This window comes from Chitinophaga varians (assembly GCF_012641275.1).
GTDB lineage: Bacteria > Bacteroidota > Bacteroidia > Chitinophagales > Chitinophagaceae > Chitinophaga > Chitinophaga varians_A.
The window spans coordinates 1,564,747-1,582,568 of the sequence record NZ_JABAIA010000001.1 but is presented as its reverse complement, the minus strand read 5'-3'; the positions used below and the strand labels follow the sequence as shown (position 1 = coordinate 1,582,568).

15 protein-coding genes are annotated in these 17,822 nt (G+C 48.2%); 11 read left to right on the top strand and 4 right to left on the bottom strand.

The window, feature by feature from the left end:
• Nucleotides 1-244: 244 nt before the first annotated feature.
• On the bottom strand, nucleotides 245-664 hold the full coding sequence (locus HGH92_RS06405; protein ID WP_168869906.1) for an SRPBCC domain-containing protein: 420 nt from the start codon (nucleotides 662-664) through the stop codon (nucleotides 245-247).
• Between the two features lie 507 nt (nucleotides 665-1,171).
• Here HGH92_RS06405 and HGH92_RS06400 point away from each other — a divergent pair.
• The gene (locus HGH92_RS06400) at nucleotides 1,172-4,300 is read left to right on the top strand and encodes a SusC/RagA family TonB-linked outer membrane protein (RefSeq protein WP_168869905.1); all 3,129 of its coding nucleotides are present in this window, start codon (nucleotides 1,172-1,174) and stop codon (nucleotides 4,298-4,300) included.
• A gap of 8 nt (nucleotides 4,301-4,308) precedes the next feature.
• Nucleotides 4,309-5,775 (top strand): RagB/SusD family nutrient uptake outer membrane protein, encoded by a 1,467-nt coding sequence (locus HGH92_RS06395; protein ID WP_168869904.1) that lies wholly within the window; start codon nucleotides 4,309-4,311, stop codon nucleotides 5,773-5,775.
• A 180-nt stretch (nucleotides 5,776-5,955) separates the two neighbouring features.
• Here HGH92_RS06395 and HGH92_RS06390 read toward each other — a convergent pair whose 3' ends face one another.
• Nucleotides 5,956-6,786: a bifunctional helix-turn-helix domain-containing protein/methylated-DNA--[protein]-cysteine S-methyltransferase gene (locus tag HGH92_RS06390; RefSeq protein WP_168869903.1), complete on the bottom strand. Its 831-nt coding sequence runs from the start codon at nucleotides 6,784-6,786 to the stop codon at nucleotides 5,956-5,958.
• A 265-nt stretch (nucleotides 6,787-7,051) separates the two neighbouring features.
• Here HGH92_RS06390 and HGH92_RS06385 point away from each other — a divergent pair, with 265 nt between their 5' ends.
• On the top strand, nucleotides 7,052-7,453 hold the full coding sequence (locus HGH92_RS06385) for a c-type cytochrome (protein WP_168869902.1): 402 nt from the start codon (nucleotides 7,052-7,054) through the stop codon (nucleotides 7,451-7,453).
• 222 nt (nucleotides 7,454-7,675) lie between these two features.
• Entirely contained in the window at nucleotides 7,676-9,004 is a 1,329-nt protein-coding gene (locus tag HGH92_RS06380; RefSeq protein ID WP_247654835.1) for a DEAD/DEAH box helicase, read from the top strand.
• A gap of 205 nt (nucleotides 9,005-9,209) precedes the next feature.
• On the opposite strand, the gene HGH92_RS06375 is transcribed toward HGH92_RS06380, so the two are convergent.
• The gene (locus tag HGH92_RS06375; protein WP_168869901.1) at nucleotides 9,210-10,544 is read right to left on the bottom strand and encodes a DUF2252 domain-containing protein; all 1,335 of its coding nucleotides are present in this window, start codon (nucleotides 10,542-10,544) and stop codon (nucleotides 9,210-9,212) included.
• Between the two features lie 92 nt (nucleotides 10,545-10,636).
• Entirely contained in the window at nucleotides 10,637-10,900 is a 264-nt protein-coding gene (locus HGH92_RS06370; RefSeq protein ID WP_247654834.1) for a KTSC domain-containing protein, read from the bottom strand.
• A gap of 112 nt (nucleotides 10,901-11,012) precedes the next feature.
• On the opposite strand from HGH92_RS06370, the gene HGH92_RS06365 reads away from it, so the two are divergent.
• The 7 genes from HGH92_RS06365 to HGH92_RS06335 all read left to right on the top strand — a co-directional run bounded on the left by HGH92_RS06365 (nucleotide 11,013) and on the right by HGH92_RS06335 (nucleotide 17,784).
• On the top strand, nucleotides 11,013-12,020 hold the full coding sequence (locus HGH92_RS06365) for a GlxA family transcriptional regulator (RefSeq protein WP_168869900.1): 1,008 nt from the start codon (nucleotides 11,013-11,015) through the stop codon (nucleotides 12,018-12,020).
• Nucleotides 12,021-12,193: 173 nt separating this feature from the next.
• Nucleotides 12,194-14,062, top strand: coding sequence for a histidine kinase (locus HGH92_RS06360; protein ID WP_168869899.1), 1,869 nt, complete (start codon nucleotides 12,194-12,196; stop codon nucleotides 14,060-14,062).
• Between the two features lie 12 nt (nucleotides 14,063-14,074).
• Complete coding sequence (locus HGH92_RS06355) at nucleotides 14,075-14,812, top strand: LytR/AlgR family response regulator transcription factor (RefSeq protein ID WP_168869898.1); 738 nt, start codon at nucleotides 14,075-14,077, stop codon at nucleotides 14,810-14,812.
• Nucleotides 14,813-14,943: 131 nt separating this feature from the next.
• Nucleotides 14,944-15,525: a hypothetical protein gene (locus HGH92_RS06350; protein WP_168869897.1), complete on the top strand. Its 582-nt coding sequence runs from the start codon at nucleotides 14,944-14,946 to the stop codon at nucleotides 15,523-15,525.
• Entirely contained in the window at nucleotides 15,522-16,547 is a 1,026-nt protein-coding gene (locus HGH92_RS06345) for a hypothetical protein (RefSeq protein ID WP_168869896.1), read from the top strand. Before HGH92_RS06350 ends, HGH92_RS06345 begins: the two co-directional genes overlap by 4 nt.
• Nucleotides 16,547-17,254: a hypothetical protein gene (locus HGH92_RS06340; protein WP_168869895.1), complete on the top strand. Its 708-nt coding sequence runs from the start codon at nucleotides 16,547-16,549 to the stop codon at nucleotides 17,252-17,254. Before HGH92_RS06345 ends, HGH92_RS06340 begins: the two co-directional genes overlap by 1 nt.
• Nucleotides 17,254-17,784, top strand: a complete 531-nt coding sequence (locus HGH92_RS06335; protein ID WP_168869894.1) for a hypothetical protein — start codon at nucleotides 17,254-17,256, stop codon at nucleotides 17,782-17,784. The genes HGH92_RS06340 and HGH92_RS06335 overlap by 1 nt, the downstream gene beginning before the upstream one ends.
• Nucleotides 17,785-17,822: the final 38 nt, after the last annotated feature.

Sequence of the window (17,822 nt, the reverse complement as noted above, 5' to 3'; positions counted from 1 at the left end):
TAGGCGAATTTAGCTTTACGGGCGCCCAAAATACCTTAACTGTCGGTGAATCCACATGACCGGCGCCATGGAGGCCGGTTTTTCCCATTCGGGCGGTTTCCCTTTTTAACGTTTAGCCGGTCCTTCCCTTATAGCTATCTATGGGGAAGAGGTTATTACCCATCATGTGAAGCATGTTGCAAACGGTTTTTCATGAGTAAAACGGTTGATAACGTTAACGGTTATACGATTTTTACGACTGCCGTTAATTGTCTGATGCCTTTCCGATTTCATCCAGCACATGCGTCCAGTAGGACTTCATCGCTTCGCGTTCTTTGTTGTTGGCCAGCCATTCATGATGAAAGCTGACGGTCGTTTTATCTTTTGCCGGAATGACCCTGATCTGTAAGGTGGAAGCGGCTGCCTGTCCTTTGGCCTGCCATTTCATGCGGATGACTTTTACTTCGGTGACACTGGTGATGGTGATAGTTGTTCCGGAAACAGTGGTGTAAGTATCGTTTTTCTGAAAGGCGATGCCGGCTTTATGGTCCAGCCATACACCGAGGACCGGCTGACTGAAAATTATTTGCCATGCAGCTTCGGGGGTGAGAGCGAAGGTGCGTTTTACACCAATTTCCCAACCCTGTGAGGCGGTGTGCCCGGTGATATTTTCCTGTGTGCCCATTTTTTTGTTTAGATAAAGATATAAAAAAATATTTTGGCGTCTTTGTAATATGTAACAAATTAATTATCATTTATTTTTAAATAAATCTTGTCTTGATGGAAAAGATCACGGAAGAGAAAGTGTATCGGGGTTGAAATTTTTTTTTATTTTTATTCCGACCTGTTCACTTAGTGATCGTAGAGGATAACGATGGTATTGCAACCAAAATCTAAATCAGTGATACATCTCGTGACGACTGTAGCATAAAAGACCAAAATCGAACCGTTTTTCTTAACCAGTTAAATTTAAAAAAACAAGCGAGGAAAAAATCTAAATCTAAAGCTAAAGCAACCTGCAGCAGTGCTGTGGATCTATGTCAGAATATCAACAAAACCAAACAGCATTCTCGAACTCAAACGCCGTGAAATATATCATCATGAGTGGCCTCATGGTGCTGGAGAAACTATGACCAAAATCTGATTGATCAGACTTCTTTTTTTAATAATCTAAACCAAAATCTGCAATTACATGAGGAAGTTCTTACTCGTGGTAGCCAGCATGCTGTTCCTAGCATCGACCTTGTTGGCACAATCTCATCGCACGGTAACAGGGAAGATCACCGATGAGCAAGGCGCTGCTTTGCCCGGTGTATCAGTAAGCCTGCCCGGTGGTAAAACCGGTACTGTAACAGACGCCAAAGGCGCGTTTTCCTTATCTGTTCCTTCGGAAGCAAAAACATTGCGCATATCCTTCGTAGGGTATGAAGCTAAGACCTTACCTATTACCGGAGAGAGCATGGGGACCATTCAGCTGACATCAGACACCAAAGCTATATCTGAAGTAGTGGTGGTGGGTTATGGTACGCAACGTAAAAAAGAAGTAACCGGTAACATCGCTTCGGTGAAAGGCACGTCACTGGCCAATTTACCGGTACAGAGCTTTGAGGCAGGCCTGGGTGGCCGTGCCGCCGGTGTACAGATCACTGTACCAAACGGTGTGGTAAACAACCCGCCCGTATTCAGAATCCGTGGTGTTAACTCCCTCTCCATGAGCGCTTATCCGCTGATAGTAATTGACGGTGTGCCTACTTTCAGCGGCGACGTGGGATCTACCAGCGCTCCGCTGAACCCATTGTCCAGTATTAATCCTGCTGATATCGAATCTATTGATATTGCGAAAGACGCCGCCGCTACTGCTATTTACGGTAGCCGTGCTGCCAACGGCGTGGTACTGGTGACCACCAAAAAAGGTAAAGCTGGTCGTCCGCGTGTGATGTATGATGGCTGGGTAGGTATGACCTCCCCTAACCGTTTACCTAAACTGTTGAATGCACAACAGTATGTTGACGTTAAAAATGAAGGGTTGGCCAACGCTGGTGATGCCAGACGTTATGAACTCAACAAAGACGCCAATGGCAACATCATTGATACGAAATGGCTGGACGTGGTATACCGTGACAGGGCCATCTCCCAGAGCCACAGCCTGAGCGTAGGCGGTGGTACTGAAAATACCAGCTACTACTTTTCTGCCGGTTACACCAAACAGGAAGGTATCCTGAAACAAAATGATTTCGTCCGTAAAAACCTGATGGTGAATGTAGACCAGAAAGTGGGCAGGATTTTCTCCGTAGGTACTAAAATAGCCTACTCAAATGAGTTAAGCCTGATTTCCGGTTCTTCCGGTTCACTGGAAGGCGAGGCTTTTAACTCCGGCGGCCTTGCCCGTCTGGCGTTCCTGACCTCTCCGATCGTATCACCGTATAACAATGACGGTACTTACAATACCAATGGTGGTTCCGGTATCGGCGGCGCGAAAGGTGGTTTGAACGTGGGCATCTACAATCCTAAAATCCTGCTGGACCTCGATCACTCCAATACAGAAGCTAATCACGTACAGGGAAATGTGTATGGCCAGTTGAAGCCCTGGGAATGGTTGACCTTACGTACACAGTATGGTATCGACTATATCCTGATGAACAACGACATCTATATGAATAATAAGAATGGTGATGGTTTTAGCAGCAACGGTGATGCTACCAGCACCTATACACAGTATAAAAGATGGACGTGGACCAACACCGCGCAGTTTGACAAAACCTTTAACCAGCATAGTCTGAGCGTATTGTTCGGTACAGAACAACAGCGTGATCAGCGTGAGCGTTATGGTATCGGCCGTCAAAACCAGATGGACTCTTACTTCAATAACTCCGAAGGTGGCTGGTTGACAGATTTGAGCCGTAACATGTTGCGCCGCAGCAACTACCTGCTCTCATGGTTCTCCCGTGCCAACTACAACTACAAAGAAAAATATTTCCTGAGTGGAAGCGTGCGTCAGGACCAGTATTCAGCCTTTGGTGAAGACAAGAAGAAAGGTACTTTCTTCAGCGTGTCTGCCGGTTGGGAAATCACTAAAGAAGATTTCTGGGCCAACAGCAAACTGGCTAATGTGTTCTCTTCCCTGAAACTGCGCGGCAGCTACGGTAAAGTGGGCAACTACGCCGGTCTGGGCGACTATGACGCATTATCGCTCTACAGACCCGTACCTTATGGTGAAAGACCTTCCCTGTATTTCAGCCAGGCGGGCAACCCGAACCTGGGATGGGAAGTAAGTAAAAAAACAGATGTGGGTATCAGTTATGGTTTCCTGAACAACAGGATTACCGGTGAACTGAGCTACTACTATAACAATATCGACGGCCTGATCCTGTTTGTGCCTCAAATCCCTTCCGCCGGTATTCCTTCCTCCACCGTTATCGCCACCATTCCATCCAACGTAGGCAAAATGTATAACAAAGGCGTGGAATTCAGCATTAGTGCAGCAGCGGTAACTAAAAAGGACTTTACGTGGAACACCTCTTTCAACATTGCTTACAACAAAAATGAAATCACTGACCTTGCCGGCAGCCTGGATAAAATCCCGTTTGTGACCAGCTCCCTGGAACAAACCAGTGTAAACCAGGTAGGCTATCCCGCCAGTATGCTTTATGTTGTTCGCACAAAGGGTGTGGATCCGCAGACGGGCAGAAGGATCTTTGTGAATAAAGCAGGAGAAGATGTTTACTACAATCCGGTAGGAGCTGTGTACAGCTATGCCGACGGTAAACCTGCACCTGCTGTAGGCACCAAAGACGCGGTGGCTTATCAAAACACCAACCCTAAACTGGTAGGCGGTTTTGAAAACACTTTCCGCTACAAAAATTTTGAACTGAACGTATTGCTGACATACCAGACTGGTTTCTATGTTTACTACGGCAGCCTTGCCGGTATGAAAGACCAGCGTTACTGGAACAACAGCGTTGACGTGTTGAGCAGATGGAAAAATCCGGGTGATGTGAGCGAAACACCTAAAGTGGTGTACGGCGATAACATCTCCAATGGTTCTTCCTTCGCTATCAGCGCCAATGCATTCAAAGGAGATTTCCTTAAACTCCGTACCGTGGGCCTGACTTACATTCTGCCTGAAACAGCGTTGAAATCCATTCACCTGAGCGGCGCCAAAGTATATGTAAGAGGTCAGAACCTCGCCATTATGACGAAATACCCCGGTCCTGATCCGGAAGTATCTTCCAATGGCAACAACGCTTCCGGTCAGGGTATTGACCGTAACACGCTGGGTAATGGCCGTACTGTGACAGTGGGTTTAAATGTTAATTTCTAAAATGATCGATGATGAATAAAATTAGTGCATATATACTGGCATTAGGTATCGCGGTCCTTGGCTCTTCCTGCCAGAAAGACCTGCTTACACCGAAACCGACAACCGATATCCCTGACTGGGAGGCGTTTACGCAGAAAGAACGGATTGGTAACGAAGCTACCGGTTTGTACACCGTGATGAAAAACGGTAAGTTCCTGGGTGGTAAAGTACTGATCGCAAACGATGTGAGAGGCGAAGATTTTGTGAACCTGACCACGAACAACGTAACACTGAATGCTACCTGGAAAATGACTGCCGTAGGCGAGTCCCAGGAGATCAAGGAGATCTGGTCCCAGGGTTATATGGCCATTAACAATGCTAATGTATTCCTGGCAGGCATGGCAGCCAAAGGCAATGCCGTGGTGGGCGACTCACTGGCAAAGATATACGCCGGTGATGCCAAATTCGTAAGAGGTCTGTCTTATTTTTCCCTGCTGCAGTTATTTGCCCGTCCTTACTGGGATGGCGCAGGCAGCAAACCCGGGCTGATCCTTTTCTGGGAGCCGCATACCAAACTGGGTGATTATTCCCGTGCACGCAGCACCGTAAAAGAAACTTATGACCAGATCATCCGTGACCTGGACTCTGCAGAAGCGCTGCTGCCTAAATTGAGCGCCTCTACCAAGTTCGCTGCCAACAAAGGCAACTCCTACAGTGCTATTGCGCTGAAGATGAAAGTATACCTGCAAATGGGGCAATACGACAAAGTGCTGACAGAAGGCGCCAAGCTGATTGCCGGAACAGGTCCGTTCACTTCGCCTGCCGGTTACGTGCTGGAGTCTGACCTGAAGAACCTGTACACGCCCAAGTATGCCGGTAAAGAAGCCGTGATATACATGCCGTTTGGTGCTTCCCCAGGCGATTTCCCGGGCACGCAGACGCAGTTGGGATATTACTACAGCCCTGCTTCCGTTGGTGGTAACGCAGAGTACGCCCTGAACACTGCTACCGGTAGTATCGTGGCAGATGCTTCCTGGAAAGCCAGCGATGCCAGAAGGCAGTTTATTATGCCGGTTGGTTCGCGTTCTTTCCTGGTGAAATATTCCGGTCCGAGCCCTTACCTGGACTTTGCGCCGGTACTGCGCTGGGCAGAATTGCTGCTGATTGAAGCGGAAGCGAAAGTACGTGTATCCAATACCGTAGATCCCTCCGCCATCGCTTTGCTGAATGCCGTACGTGGCCGTTCCGATGCGACAACAGTGTTTACTGCAGCTGATTTCCCGACAGCGAACGATCTGATTAATGCTATCCTTAAAGAAAAACATATTGAGTTACTGGGAGAAGGTAACAGGGCCATGGAAATTATCCGTCTGGGTATTCCCTTCCCTGCCAAGAGCGCTACAGTGCTGGCGGTACCGCCAACAGCCACAGGTTACATCTGGCCTCTCTCTTCCGATGAGCTGGTGTACAACAAGCTGGCCGTGGATAACCAGTAATGCACATTATCCTCTAATAAACAGACAGGCACTCTCTAGTGCTGGTCCTCTTTCATAAGCAAATAAGGGCTGCCCTTCACGAGTGGGCGGCCCTTTTCATTTACGGATTTTTTGATTTACGCTTTTTTGATTTCGTGGGTCCGAAGTATGTTGATTAAAATATTAGCATGGCCCCATCACTCAATGATTAAATGATTGTGCTGATTCCCAGCCGATCATGGCTTGTTTACGGACGTCTCCCCAATGGTAATGCCCGAATTCGCCGGTCGATTTTATTACGCGGTGGCAGGGGATCAGGAACGCCACGGGGTTCTGGCCTACGGCGGTACCTACCGCCCTTGATGCCTTCGGGTTGTCTACCGCGGCCGCCAGCTGCTGATAGGTGGTGAGATTGCCCATGGGTATTTTCAGCAGGGCTTCCCATACCTTCAGCTGGAAAGCGGTGCCTTTCAGGTGAAGCTTGATCTCTGAGAGGCGATGTTGTTCTTTGGTGAAGATGTACAGCGTATTTTGCTGAATGAGGTCTGTCATCTGTGTAAACTGCGCGTTGGGAAAACTGGCGATCAGGTCCTGTAGCGCCTCTTCGCGGTTGTCCGCAAAAGCCATATGACAGATGCCTTTGCCGGTGGACGCCACCAGTATATTGCCAAACGGGCTCTCTGCGAAGCTGTAGTTGATCTGCAAAGACTTTCCGCCGTTTTTATATTCTCCCGGTGTCATACTTTCAATATTGATAAACAGGTCATGCAGCCTGCTGGTGCCGGACAGTCCTGTTTCGAAGGCGGCATCGGACAAGGTTGTTTTCTCCTGTTTCAGCAGTTGTTTGGCGTGGTGCAGCGTAAGATACTGCAGGAATTTTTTAGGCGTAACGCCTGCCCATTCACTGAACACCCGTTGGAAATGAAACGGGCTCATGTGAACGGAAGCCGCCATGTCTTTAAGTTCCGGCTGTTCCTTGTAATTGTCGTTGATGTATGCAATTGCCGTGGCAATTTTATCGTAATTGTTCATGGCTTTATCATTTTAAGACAAAGTTACCCCTGCGAAAGTCGGCAAAAAACCCGGAACTTGCGGACATGGAGAAACGCTGTTGCTTCCCTGTTGCTTCCCTGTTGCTTCCCTGTTCCTACCGTCTGTTTCTGAGCTGCCGACTAACGTTTTGGCCAGTACGAAGCCCTCAAACGCTTAGCCCGTCTGTCAAAAAAATTCCATTACATATATATTTTTTTGTAGATTCAGTATCAGGAAGCTTTACATACTATTTAAAACCATGGTCATGAAAATGAAAAAAACATTCATGGTAGCAGCTGCGTTAGCAACAGCGGTTACCCTGTGTTCACTGGCTTTGCCTCAGGAACCTGAGAAGCCTAAAAACCTCAAAGTATTACCCAAAAACATCAGCCATGATGAGCTGATAGCCACCATGCGCAGCTTCAATGCTGCCCTGGGCGTAAAGTGCGGCTACTGTCACGCAGCACAAAAAGATGATCCTAAAAAACTGGACTTCGCCAGTGATGAAAATCAACACAAAGACATTGCACGGTCTATGATGAAAATGACACACCGCATCAACAAGAAGTTCTTCAAAGGAACAGAAGTGATGTCCGTGTCCTGCTACACCTGTCACCATGGTAACGAAGAGCCAAAAACCAAACCTGATGAAGCGCCGGCCAAATAAGTCGCGTTAATGACATTACCGGAAGGGCTGGCTCCCATGGGGTTAGCCCTTCTATATGTGTAAATAATTGAATTATAGTGTTTTTTACTGAGTGAATTTTCACATATAACCAATCTCCACGCCCTTACCGTTTACTGACGGGAAAATCCGTATCTTTACGTTCGTTATGTTGAGTTCAAAGCATAAAGCTCTCTCCAGAATCTTTCTTTACTGCTCTCCTCAATGCTGAACGCTGGCTATAAAGAGGCGTTTAATTTTATTACCGAAGATTATAAATACAATATGCTATTTGAGCAATTAGGGTTGATCGAGCCCATTTTAAAAGCAATTAAAAAAGAAGGTTATACCCAGCCTACCCCCATACAAGTACAATCCATACCGATCGTTTTAGAAGGGAAAGACCTGCTGGGATGTGCACAGACCGGCACCGGTAAAACGGCCGCTTTTGCCATTCCTATCCTTCAACAGTTGTACAACACCCGCTCCGGCGTAGAAGGAGGCTATAAACATATCCGTGCCCTCATCCTGACGCCTACCCGCGAACTGGCTTCACAGATCGACGAGAGTTTCGAAGCGTATGGGAAATTCACAGGGTTGAAACATGATGTGATATTCGGTGGCGTACCACAACACCGGCAAACGATCGCGCTGCGCAACGGCACAGACGTGCTCATCGCCACACCGGGCCGCCTGCTGGACCTGATGAACCAGGGCTATATCTACCTGGACCACCTCGAGATATTTGTACTGGATGAAGCAGACCGTATGCTGGACATGGGTTTCATCAACGATATCAAAAAAGTGGTGCGTGAACTGCCAGAGCAACGACAGACGCTGTTCTTCTCTGCTACCATGCCGCCCAATATCGCCAAACTGGCCAATTCACTGCTGTACAAACCGGAGAAAGTGGAGATCACACCAGTGTCCACTACAGCTGAAAGAGTGGAACAGTGCGTGTTTTTCGTGAAGAAAAAAGACAAACAGCAACTGCTGGACCACATCCTGCAGGATAAAACTATCAAACGTACCATCGTATTTACACAGACAAAACACGGCGCCGACAGGATAGCCAAAAACCTGCGTAAACGGAATATCAACGCTGACGCACTGCATGGCGACAAGTCACAGTCCTCCCGGCAAAACACGCTGACCAACTTCAAAAGCGGTCGTTTACGCGTGCTCGTTGCCACCGATATCGCCGCAAGGGGCATCGATGTGGAAGCGCTGGAACATGTGATCAACTACGATCTGCCTAACGTGTCAGAAACATATGTACACCGTATCGGCCGTACCGGAAGAGCAGGCGCCACCGGTTACGCACTCTCTTTCTGCGCCACCGAAGAACGACCTTTTCTGAACAGCATCAACAAACTGACAAAACAGAAAATCCCTTCCGTGCGTCACCCGTTTGAAGAAGCTGCACTGATAGAGGCCAACAACGCCGATCCGGACGCACCAAAAGCAGAACCAAGAAGACCGAAACCGCGCAATCGTAACCGCTACGGCCGCCAGGGCAAAACCGACAAACGCGATCAGAAAATAGATTTTTAATATTTAGTTCCCAGGGCTGAAGCCCTGGGCTACAATAAGTTTTTTGAGCTGTTTTTGAGAACAGTGATAAGGGGCTGGGAAGCTCCTTTTTTTGTTCTCAGGGCTGAAGCCCTGGGCCACAATAAGTTTTTTTGGCTGTTTTTGAGAACAGTGATAAGGGGCTGGGAAGCTCCTTTTTTTGTGCCCACGGATGAAGCTCCGGGGTTTAGGCTTTTTCCACAGGCAGCTTTCCGTCGCGGATAGCTTTGGTGAATACTTCGAAATCTTTTTCTGTTTGATCTGCATAGGCCACGGCGAATTTGCCGATGGCGGTATCCATTAGCCCGCTTTTACCCATATAATCGCTGATCTGCTGACCGGGGCCGGTCTTGGCGTGGGCACGTGCCAGCATACGGCCACACAGGCCGGCGTATGCCAGCAGCACTTCTTTGTCGAAGGTTTCTACATTAGGCGCTATTTTACGGTCTCTTAGCTGCCGCAGGTAAAAATGACGGCCATCATCGGCAGTGCTCCAGCCAAGGAAGATATCGCTGGCGGCCTGCACCAGCCGCTGCCCCTGCACTACCCGTTCGCCGGCATGTTTGTATTTGCTTTTGGCCGTGAAGTTTTCCAGCACGCTGGCACGGGCTTCCTTGATCTGGAGGAAGAGCGGTTCATCTTTGTCATTCATCAGCAGCGCTATCATGCAACGGGTGCCTACGCTGCCTACGCCTACCACCTTCAGCGCTACGTCTACCACGTGGTATTTACTGAAGAGGAAACGGCGGTCTTCCTGTAACGTGCGCTGGTAGCCGTTCAGAAAGGATTTGATATTGTCCTTTTCTTTTTCAAGGTCCAGCGGATGATAAATCAGCGGATGCTGGTCCGTAATTTCAAAAGTACCCATGACACTCTGGGTGATTTTGTAGAATACCTGTTGAGGCGTTGCTTTCTCTGCTTTTTCTATGGCGTTGCGCAACAGTGTCCGGACTTCTTCACTGGTAGCTTTGTTCAGCAGCGCATGCATTTCAAACTTCTTGTACCACAGGTCCAGCAGGGGCAGTTGTGAAAATTCGTACATGCTGTGCCGGTAGGAGGTGGCCATGTGGATGGCCATTTCACGCGCATCTGTTTCGCGAAGCTGGTTGTGCCGGGCTGCCAGTACGAAACTGGTGGCCAGCCGCTTTACGTCCCATTCCCAGGCGGCAGGCAGCGTTTCATCAAAGTCGTTGGCGTCGAAGATGAGGGTACGCTCCGGGGTGGCGAAGCCGCCGAAGTTACACAGGTGGCAGTCGCCGATGGCCTGCACTTTCAGCTGGGTATGCGGAAGGACTGACAGGTCCTGTGCCATCAGTCCGGCCATGCCACGGTAGAAGGCAAAAGGTGAAGCGCTCATGCGGCCATGGCGGATCGGTATCAGGCTCTTTATCCTGTCCTGGTTGGACAGACGGATGGATTCCACTACACCAGGCCGTTGCGGCGAAAGTTTAAAATCGCCCTGTGAAGTCCGGGGGACGGCAGCTCTGAGTTTTTTTCCGGGAGTATCTTTTTCAACAGCCATATGACAAGCCGGTCAGTGATTAAGATAGCGGCTGACCGGGATACTAAATATACAAATAAACGACCGGAACCGCTGAAAAGGGAAAGTGGGGCCTATTCATGATGATGACCGTGCGCATCGCGATAGCGGGAGAATTTGAATTTGTCTTTGATATGCTGGTTGAAAAAAGTCCCTTTGGAAAAAGCGTTCTTCATGTCCTGGTATACGGATTCCGGTACGGCCTGATAGTCGTATACAGCGCCCGAAACAAACACAATCCGAAGAACAGCCTGCTGGGCGTCGTAAGAATATGCACGGATAACAGACGACGGCATGACCTTTCCTGGTTTTTCCGTTTTTCCTGTCTCAATTATCATACCCGGGCGGAAGTTTATTTACCGGAAACCGGCGGAAAGACTAACTTTATAGCATGGCAAAAATGACCAGTGAGAAGTTAATATTGCCATATCAGCTAATCATCTCAAGTATATGCGTATTGCGATCCTGGATTATGAAAATGCTGTGCCATCCAGCGTAGCAGGCCCGGCAGACATACTGGCCTCTATCATGCGGACATCCCCGCTATTGACCGGCAGTCCTGCCAGCGTCCGGTTTGACATTGATTTTATTATGGAGAAAGACAACCAGCTGTGGCGTAAAACCAAAGGTACCGCTGTACCGGTCCGGTTGCGAAAGCAGGAAATATACGACCTGGTGATCGTGCCGGCCATGGAGTCTGACAAAATACAACTGGTATTGCAGCGGGAGCGGCGGTTGATCGACTGGTTGCGGCAGCAGCACCTGCAACGGGCGGAACTGGCCAGTATCTGCGTGGGGGCGTTCCTGTTGGGGGCCACCGGTCTGCTCAACGGTAAAGTGGCCACCACACACTGGCTGTTTGTTGACCGTTTCCGGGCCATGTACCCGGAAGTGGAAGTACAGGACGATAAGATAATCGTTGACCAGGGCAGCATTTACACCTGTGGCGGCGCTTTCAGTTTCACCACGTTTATGATGTACCTGGTGGAAAAGTTCTGCGGGCATGAAATGGCCATCATCGCTTCCAAAATACTGATGATCAATATGCATCAGCAGCCGCAGGATGCTTTCGCCATCTTCCGGCTGCAACATGACCATACGGATGATATGATCAGCAAGGCCCAGCAGTTCATCGAAAAAAACTACGCAGACGCCATCAGCATAGAAGCGCTGGCTGTACAGTACAATATGAGCATCCGGCATTTTATCCGCCGCTTTGAACAGGCCACCGGAAATACGCCGCTGGCTTATCTGCAGCGGGTACGGATAGAAGCGGCCAAAAAAATGCTGGAAACCAGCCAGGAGGGGGTAGAACAGATTGCCTTCCGTTGTGGTTATGAAGACATGAGCTTCTTCCGTAAGATATTCAAGCGCTATGTGGCCATGACGCCCAAGGCGTACAAGGATAAATACGGCCGTAACGGCCTGCGGCTGGTGACTGCCAGCATGGCTTCCTGAGCGGATATTTATCGTGTTCCTGCGAATATTGACCCGGCGGCCGCGGATATTATACGGGCCACCGGTGAATAACTTCACTTCTTAATTTTGTACCCGTTAGCAATCGCTTTCAAAGGGTATCCGGATATACAACTATGATCAATCTGTACAGAACACATAGATTATTGCTTCCTTTGTTTGTTGCCCTTTATTGGTGTGCCGGTTGCGGGATGCCCGACCAACAGTCGAAGGTCCCTGCTAACACCGGCACATCCGATAAAACCTTTATTACTTTCATCCTGTCCGAGGATACGGCCAAAGCAAAGCCGTTTAAAGACAGTTTCCGGGCCCTGGTGGCCAGACTGGACTCCACACCGGACAAATCAGCTAACCCCTGGTACAGTTACCTCCGTGGTAAACTGTACGCACTGGAAAATAAATATGACAGCGCTTCGATGTACTTCCGCCAGGTATCTCCGGAGCCGCAACAGACAGATCTGTTAACCCTGAAAGATTACGCTATTCTGAACCGGGCTTTGTCCGGTTCGGATATAGCCAAATCAGACCTCGTGGTCCGCATTCTGGACGCGGTAAAAAGAGGAGAGCATCACCAAAGCGTGTTCACCTACCGCCTGTATGATCTGCTGGCCAAATCCTACTATGTTAACCAGAATGTGACCAAGGCTGTGGAGTATACACAGCTGTATTATAACCATCATCCCTTCCATTCCCATCCGGCTGTCCGTCAGCGTTACTTCGATATTTCATTTCTGCTGGCAGCACGGCAGCTCAACAGCGCCGCCATGAAAAGGTTCCTGGACAGTGCCCGGCAACTGTCGCTGCAAATAGACGACAGCATGGCACTGGCCCGCACCTACGATTACGAAGCACAGCTGTATTCTTCCCGGAAGGAGTTTGGCAAGGCCATTACCTCAGGCAAGCGTTATTTAAACTACCTGCAGGCGCAGCATAAATTAAACTTGCAGGCGTTTAACAACCTGGCCACGTCCTTTGTGCGCAATCATCAGACTGATTCTGCCATTCACTATTATAAAGCAGCTATTTTGTGGGCTGGCCAGCAGCCGGAGACCATGAACCTGGTGAACGAATACCAGGGACTACATGAAGCCTACAAACTAAAAGGGGATTATAAAAACGCACTGGACGCCTTACACGCCGCTTTCAATATCTATGGCCGTAACCAGAACGCCATTGAAGCCTCCAAAATAGAAGAACTGCACACCCAATATCAGACGGAGAAAAAAGACCAGGCCATCGCTACCCTGCAGATGAACAATGACCTGAATAAAAAACTCATTGTACAGCAGCGCTGGATTTTTGTGGGCGTCTGTGTTTTGCTGGCCATCATCGCGTTTTATGTGTATAACGTATACCGACAGAAATTGCTCCGCGAAAAAAATGAAAAACTGGCCATTGAAAACAAAAGGCTGCTGCTGGAACAGAAAACCCGCCAGATGCAGCTCAACCCTCATTTTATTTACAACGCCATCGCTAATATGCAGGGGCTGATCAGCACTAATAAAAAGACGGAAGCGAATGCTTACCTGGTGTCTTTTTCCAAACTGATGCGCAATGTGCTGGAGCTGAACCGTCATGACCTGATTCCTTTGGAAGATGAGATTGGTTCACTGAAGAACTATATCGAACTGCAACAGATGCGTTTTGAGCATGCATTTTCCTACAGCATTGATACAGAGGGCACAGAGGTAGATGCCATCCTGATACCGCCCATGTTGGTACAGCCATTTGTGGAAAACTCTATCGAGCATGGTTTTAAATCCATCGACTATCCCGGTATGCTGACAATCTCCTTCCGCCAGGAGCAACAGCAACTGGTAATTTGTATAGATGACAATGGTGCTGGCGCACAGGTGAAAACCCATGGCCCGCGTGAAAAAACATCACTGTCACGCATCATCGTACAGGAACGTTTAGATCTCCTGTTTAACAAAACGGCCCGTGTAGCGTATTTTGAGGCCCAGCCAAAAACAACGGAACAGGGTTTCCGGGCAACCATCTATCTACCGTTATTAATTGATTAAAAACCAGGTCCAATGACTGTTTACATACTTGAAGACGAAATCAATATCCTGAAACACATCATGGCGTTGGCGAACGAAATTCCCTACCTGCAGGTAGTGGGCTATTCCGGGGAAGTGGCCAAAGCGCAGGCTGAAATACCCACCCTTCAGCCCGAACTGATCCTGGCAGACATACAATTAAAAGACGGCAACAGTTTCACGTTGTTCAGCCGCATCGATGTTTCTTCCAGCCAGATCATTTTTATCACCGCTTATGATCAGTATGCATTACAGGCGTTGAACCTCGGCGCTTTTGCTTATCTGCTCAAACCTATAGAGACCGCTGTTTTTGAAGAAGCCGTAGACCGTTGTTTCAAAAAAAGCGAGCAACAGAAGTTTAACCAGCATCAGCTGGAAATAGCAGCCAATCACTATAAAGGAGGAACAAAGCCCAGGCGTATTGCGCTCAGGAGTGCGGAATACACGCAGATCATTGATATCGGGGATATCCTGTATTGCAAAAGCGACCGCGGATACACTACTTTTTACCTGAAAAACGGCAGCTCTATCCTCGTTTCCAAGGTGTTGAAAGAATACGAGGCGCTGTTGCCCGAAGAAACGTTTATCCGTTGTCATCAGTCTTATCTTGTGAATGGTAACTACGTCAGCAAATATTACAAGGAGGGGTATCTTGAAATGTTTAACGGTGAAACAGTACCTGTTTCTGACCGTAAGAAAGAAGTCGTACTCAGTTTTATCGATAAAATATAAACGCGGATATTTTTCCATGGCCTACAGATGTTGATCCGCCGTATGCGGAAATTGATCTGCCTCAAAAGATCAGACAACCCTGGTTAACTTTGATCACTGAAAACCGTATTGCAGGTAAAAGCAGTGATCCCATGGCACACATTGCAGGAAAAAGATTCATAGGACTGTTACTGGTATTGGTATTAACAGGATGTTACGCCGGTTATGAGCTGTTGTTGAAGCCAACGCTTAACGGGTCTACATTAATTGATAATCCGACAGGCAGAGACATCACCGTCATGATAGACCAGCAGCCGCATGAGGTACCGGCCCGTTCATTTCTGAAGATTACGCTGGCAGAAGGCATGCACAGCATCAGCTGCGAAGCGTTGGGCCTGCCGCAGCAGGAGCTGAATCTGGAGCTGACATCATATGGAGTGATTAATCCTTCGAAATCGAAATATGTCATCTACAATACCATCTATACTGAGAAAAACCTCAGTTCCCGGTACAAGTCCTATGCAGTGGAAGGCCGCGAAGTGTATTCCCTGCTGGGAGAACCAGAGGTGACCAATGCGTTGTTTATTCCCGACCGTACCCTTGGCAAGGGCAATCTGGACGTGGCGGCGCCGTCTGCGAAGAGTTATCAGCAGGTCAACCAGGACTATGCTTATCTCACGCGTATTTTCCGCCTGACTGATTTTTTTGAATATTGTAATCAGCATAATTTATGAGCAGATTTTTGTACATCATTTACATATTGGGGACCATGACCATGCTATCTTTAACGAGCGATGGCGCTTCGGCGCAGTCTATTGCCGGCCGTTACGGCGGAGTGCAGGACGGTATCTGTATTTTCGACAACGGCCGGTATTTTTTGTATGGCTATGCTACGTTTGCGCCGGGAACCTATCATGTGGAAAAAGACAGGATCCGGTTTGTGCCGGATAAACCGGCCAATACTTTTATGGTGTTTGCACGGGAGAACAAAAACCTGCATGACAGCGTGCGGATGTGTTTCAACGGATTTGAGCGGGGAGAAACTTTTTTGCAGCTGGACAATGGAAAAACGCGCCGTGTGTTTAATGAAGGTGCAAACTGTTTTAATCCGCCCTATGTTTATGAAGGCGCCGCGGTACCTTCACAGATCACGTTTTCGCACGTAACAGACGATTATGGTGTGTTGAAAACAGATAAGAACACAGAAGTCTATCGTCCGGGTAAAAAGCTCAATGATTTTGTATTCCTGTATCAGAAGCCGAGCCGTTACCAACAGCCTTTTGTAGGCGTTATCACGAAAGAAGATGATGTTACATTGCTGCAAACGAGCCTCACCAGCCGGAAATTCCCCAAGGACCCGGACGACAAAGAGATCGAAGAAATGAAGGCCCAACTTGGCAATGGGGAAGAGAAGGCAGAAGATGTGTTATATGCCAATCGTTTTTATAAACTGCTTACTGGCATAGACACATCTGAGTACGTTTACGATCCTGGCGCCGGCCAATATACCGCACATGGCACAAAGCCCGGCGAGCAGGCAGAAGAATACACAGACGTTCGCATCCTGTATAAGTACGAATTAGTAATGCCGGTATCGAAGGATTTCAGGAAGCCGGAGAAAACAAATCTGCCATCCGTTTTTTTCACCAGCTGCGAAGACCCGGAAAAATCATACCGGTATAAACCACTGGACAAGCCGTCTACCCCGCCGGACAGGCCATTGCCTACTACCACTGCGCCGGTAATAATAAAGTAATGATGACAACAGGCATTAAACAAAAAACATTCAGTTTCCGGGGCGTTGACTATAAGACTGAAATATGGCTGGGCATCTCGATTATTCCCATATTGCTGATAGTCCTGGGAGGTTGTTTGTATTGCCTCGCTAAGTTTTGGCAGATGGATCTTTTAAAGATACCCCGCGGCCTGATCATTCCTGCGATCCTGGGCATCAGCCTGTTTTCCCTGCACTGGCTGGTGAAGCTGGTGCCCGACAGGACCTGGCAGGCAGAGGTGGACGACAAACGATTGACACTACGGTATGGGAAGCATTACTATGATATTGCATGGGACAACCTTCGCCGGATAGAGAACATGGGCAATGCGGCGTTAAGATACCTGTCGTTTGTCACCAAAGACGGGGTAACAGTCCGAATACGGGTGGGTACCGGGGCGCTGACGCCTTTTTCCGGGCCGGAAGACATCGCAGCGGTAGATGAACTAATAAAACATCTCAGCGCCTATATCGACAAACATTTCAACAAAAAGGTGCTCCGAAATAAAATTGACCAGAACCCTTTTCCCCATTACGGCGTATATGTTGTAAAAAGTGAGCCTCTTACCTATACTTTTTTGCAGAAGATGACGCCCGGGCAGGTAATACTGCTTTTTTTGACCGCGGGCATGTTATTCGTATTTTTAATGCTTCAGTTATTGTTTTATTATATAGACAGCAAAGGCTAATGGGAAAAAATTTTCGCATCGAATATTGGCTGGTGGCGAGACCGAAGTGGAAGCTAATACTGGCTTTGGCCGTTTTCTTCCTGTTGTCAATGTTGTATATAGTGCTATTGCAGTCTTTTGATGAGAGGTTGTCTTCTTTTGGTATTCCCAGGACGCTCCGGATGGTGGTCCTGTTTATACCGTTTTTGGGAGTGATGCTGGGGCTGGGGAAATATGTAAGCAGTGTGTTGTACCGATGTGAAGAATTGCGCTTTACCAAAGATAGTCTTGTGTTTATACGCCGGGGTAGAGCTATTGTTTTTAAGCGGGAAGATATTCTCCGGTTTAAAGTCAATGAGCAAATGGACAAAGGACTGATCACGAATTATTTTATTACCATGCATGGGATAACATATTCCATTTATACCAATGGTACCGCAGTAACGCATGATTTTATCCATCAGGCGTTTGTGTGTTTTTTTGCACTGGACGCTTATTTGCCTGTGGTGCAAACGGGGAATGGAATAGAGCGGAGAGAGTATGTGTTTTGATAACAACGCCAGGGCAAAAAACATAATGGGGCTTTTGT

Coding starts and splice junctions, on each gene's coding strand:
- HGH92_RS06340 (WP_168869895.1), top strand. CDS start 16,547: ATGATGACAACAGGCATTAAACAAAAAACATTCAGTTTCCGGGGCGTT.
- HGH92_RS06380 (WP_247654835.1), top strand. CDS start 7,676: ATGCTGAACGCTGGCTATAAAGAGGCGTTTAATTTTATTACCGAAGAT.
- HGH92_RS06335 (WP_168869894.1), top strand. CDS start 17,254: ATGGGAAAAAATTTTCGCATCGAATATTGGCTGGTGGCGAGACCGAAG.
- HGH92_RS06375 (WP_168869901.1), bottom strand. CDS start 10,544: ATGGCTGTTGAAAAAGATACTCCCGGAAAAAAACTCAGAGCTGCCGTC.
- HGH92_RS06390 (WP_168869903.1), bottom strand. CDS start 6,786: ATGAACAATTACGATAAAATTGCCACGGCAATTGCATACATCAACGAC.
- HGH92_RS06395 (WP_168869904.1), top strand. CDS start 4,309: ATGATGAATAAAATTAGTGCATATATACTGGCATTAGGTATCGCGGTC.
- HGH92_RS06370 (WP_247654834.1), bottom strand. CDS start 10,900: ATGATAATTGAGACAGGAAAAACGGAAAAACCAGGAAAGGTCATGCCG.
- HGH92_RS06365 (WP_168869900.1), top strand. CDS start 11,013: ATGCGTATTGCGATCCTGGATTATGAAAATGCTGTGCCATCCAGCGTA.
- HGH92_RS06400 (WP_168869905.1), top strand. CDS start 1,172: ATGAGGAAGTTCTTACTCGTGGTAGCCAGCATGCTGTTCCTAGCATCG.
- HGH92_RS06405 (WP_168869906.1), bottom strand. CDS start 664: ATGGGCACACAGGAAAATATCACCGGGCACACCGCCTCACAGGGTTGG.
- HGH92_RS06350 (WP_168869897.1), top strand. CDS start 14,944: ATGGCACACATTGCAGGAAAAAGATTCATAGGACTGTTACTGGTATTG.
- HGH92_RS06345 (WP_168869896.1), top strand. CDS start 15,522: ATGAGCAGATTTTTGTACATCATTTACATATTGGGGACCATGACCATG.
- HGH92_RS06385 (WP_168869902.1), top strand. CDS start 7,052: ATGAAAATGAAAAAAACATTCATGGTAGCAGCTGCGTTAGCAACAGCG.
- HGH92_RS06355 (WP_168869898.1), top strand. CDS start 14,075: ATGACTGTTTACATACTTGAAGACGAAATCAATATCCTGAAACACATC.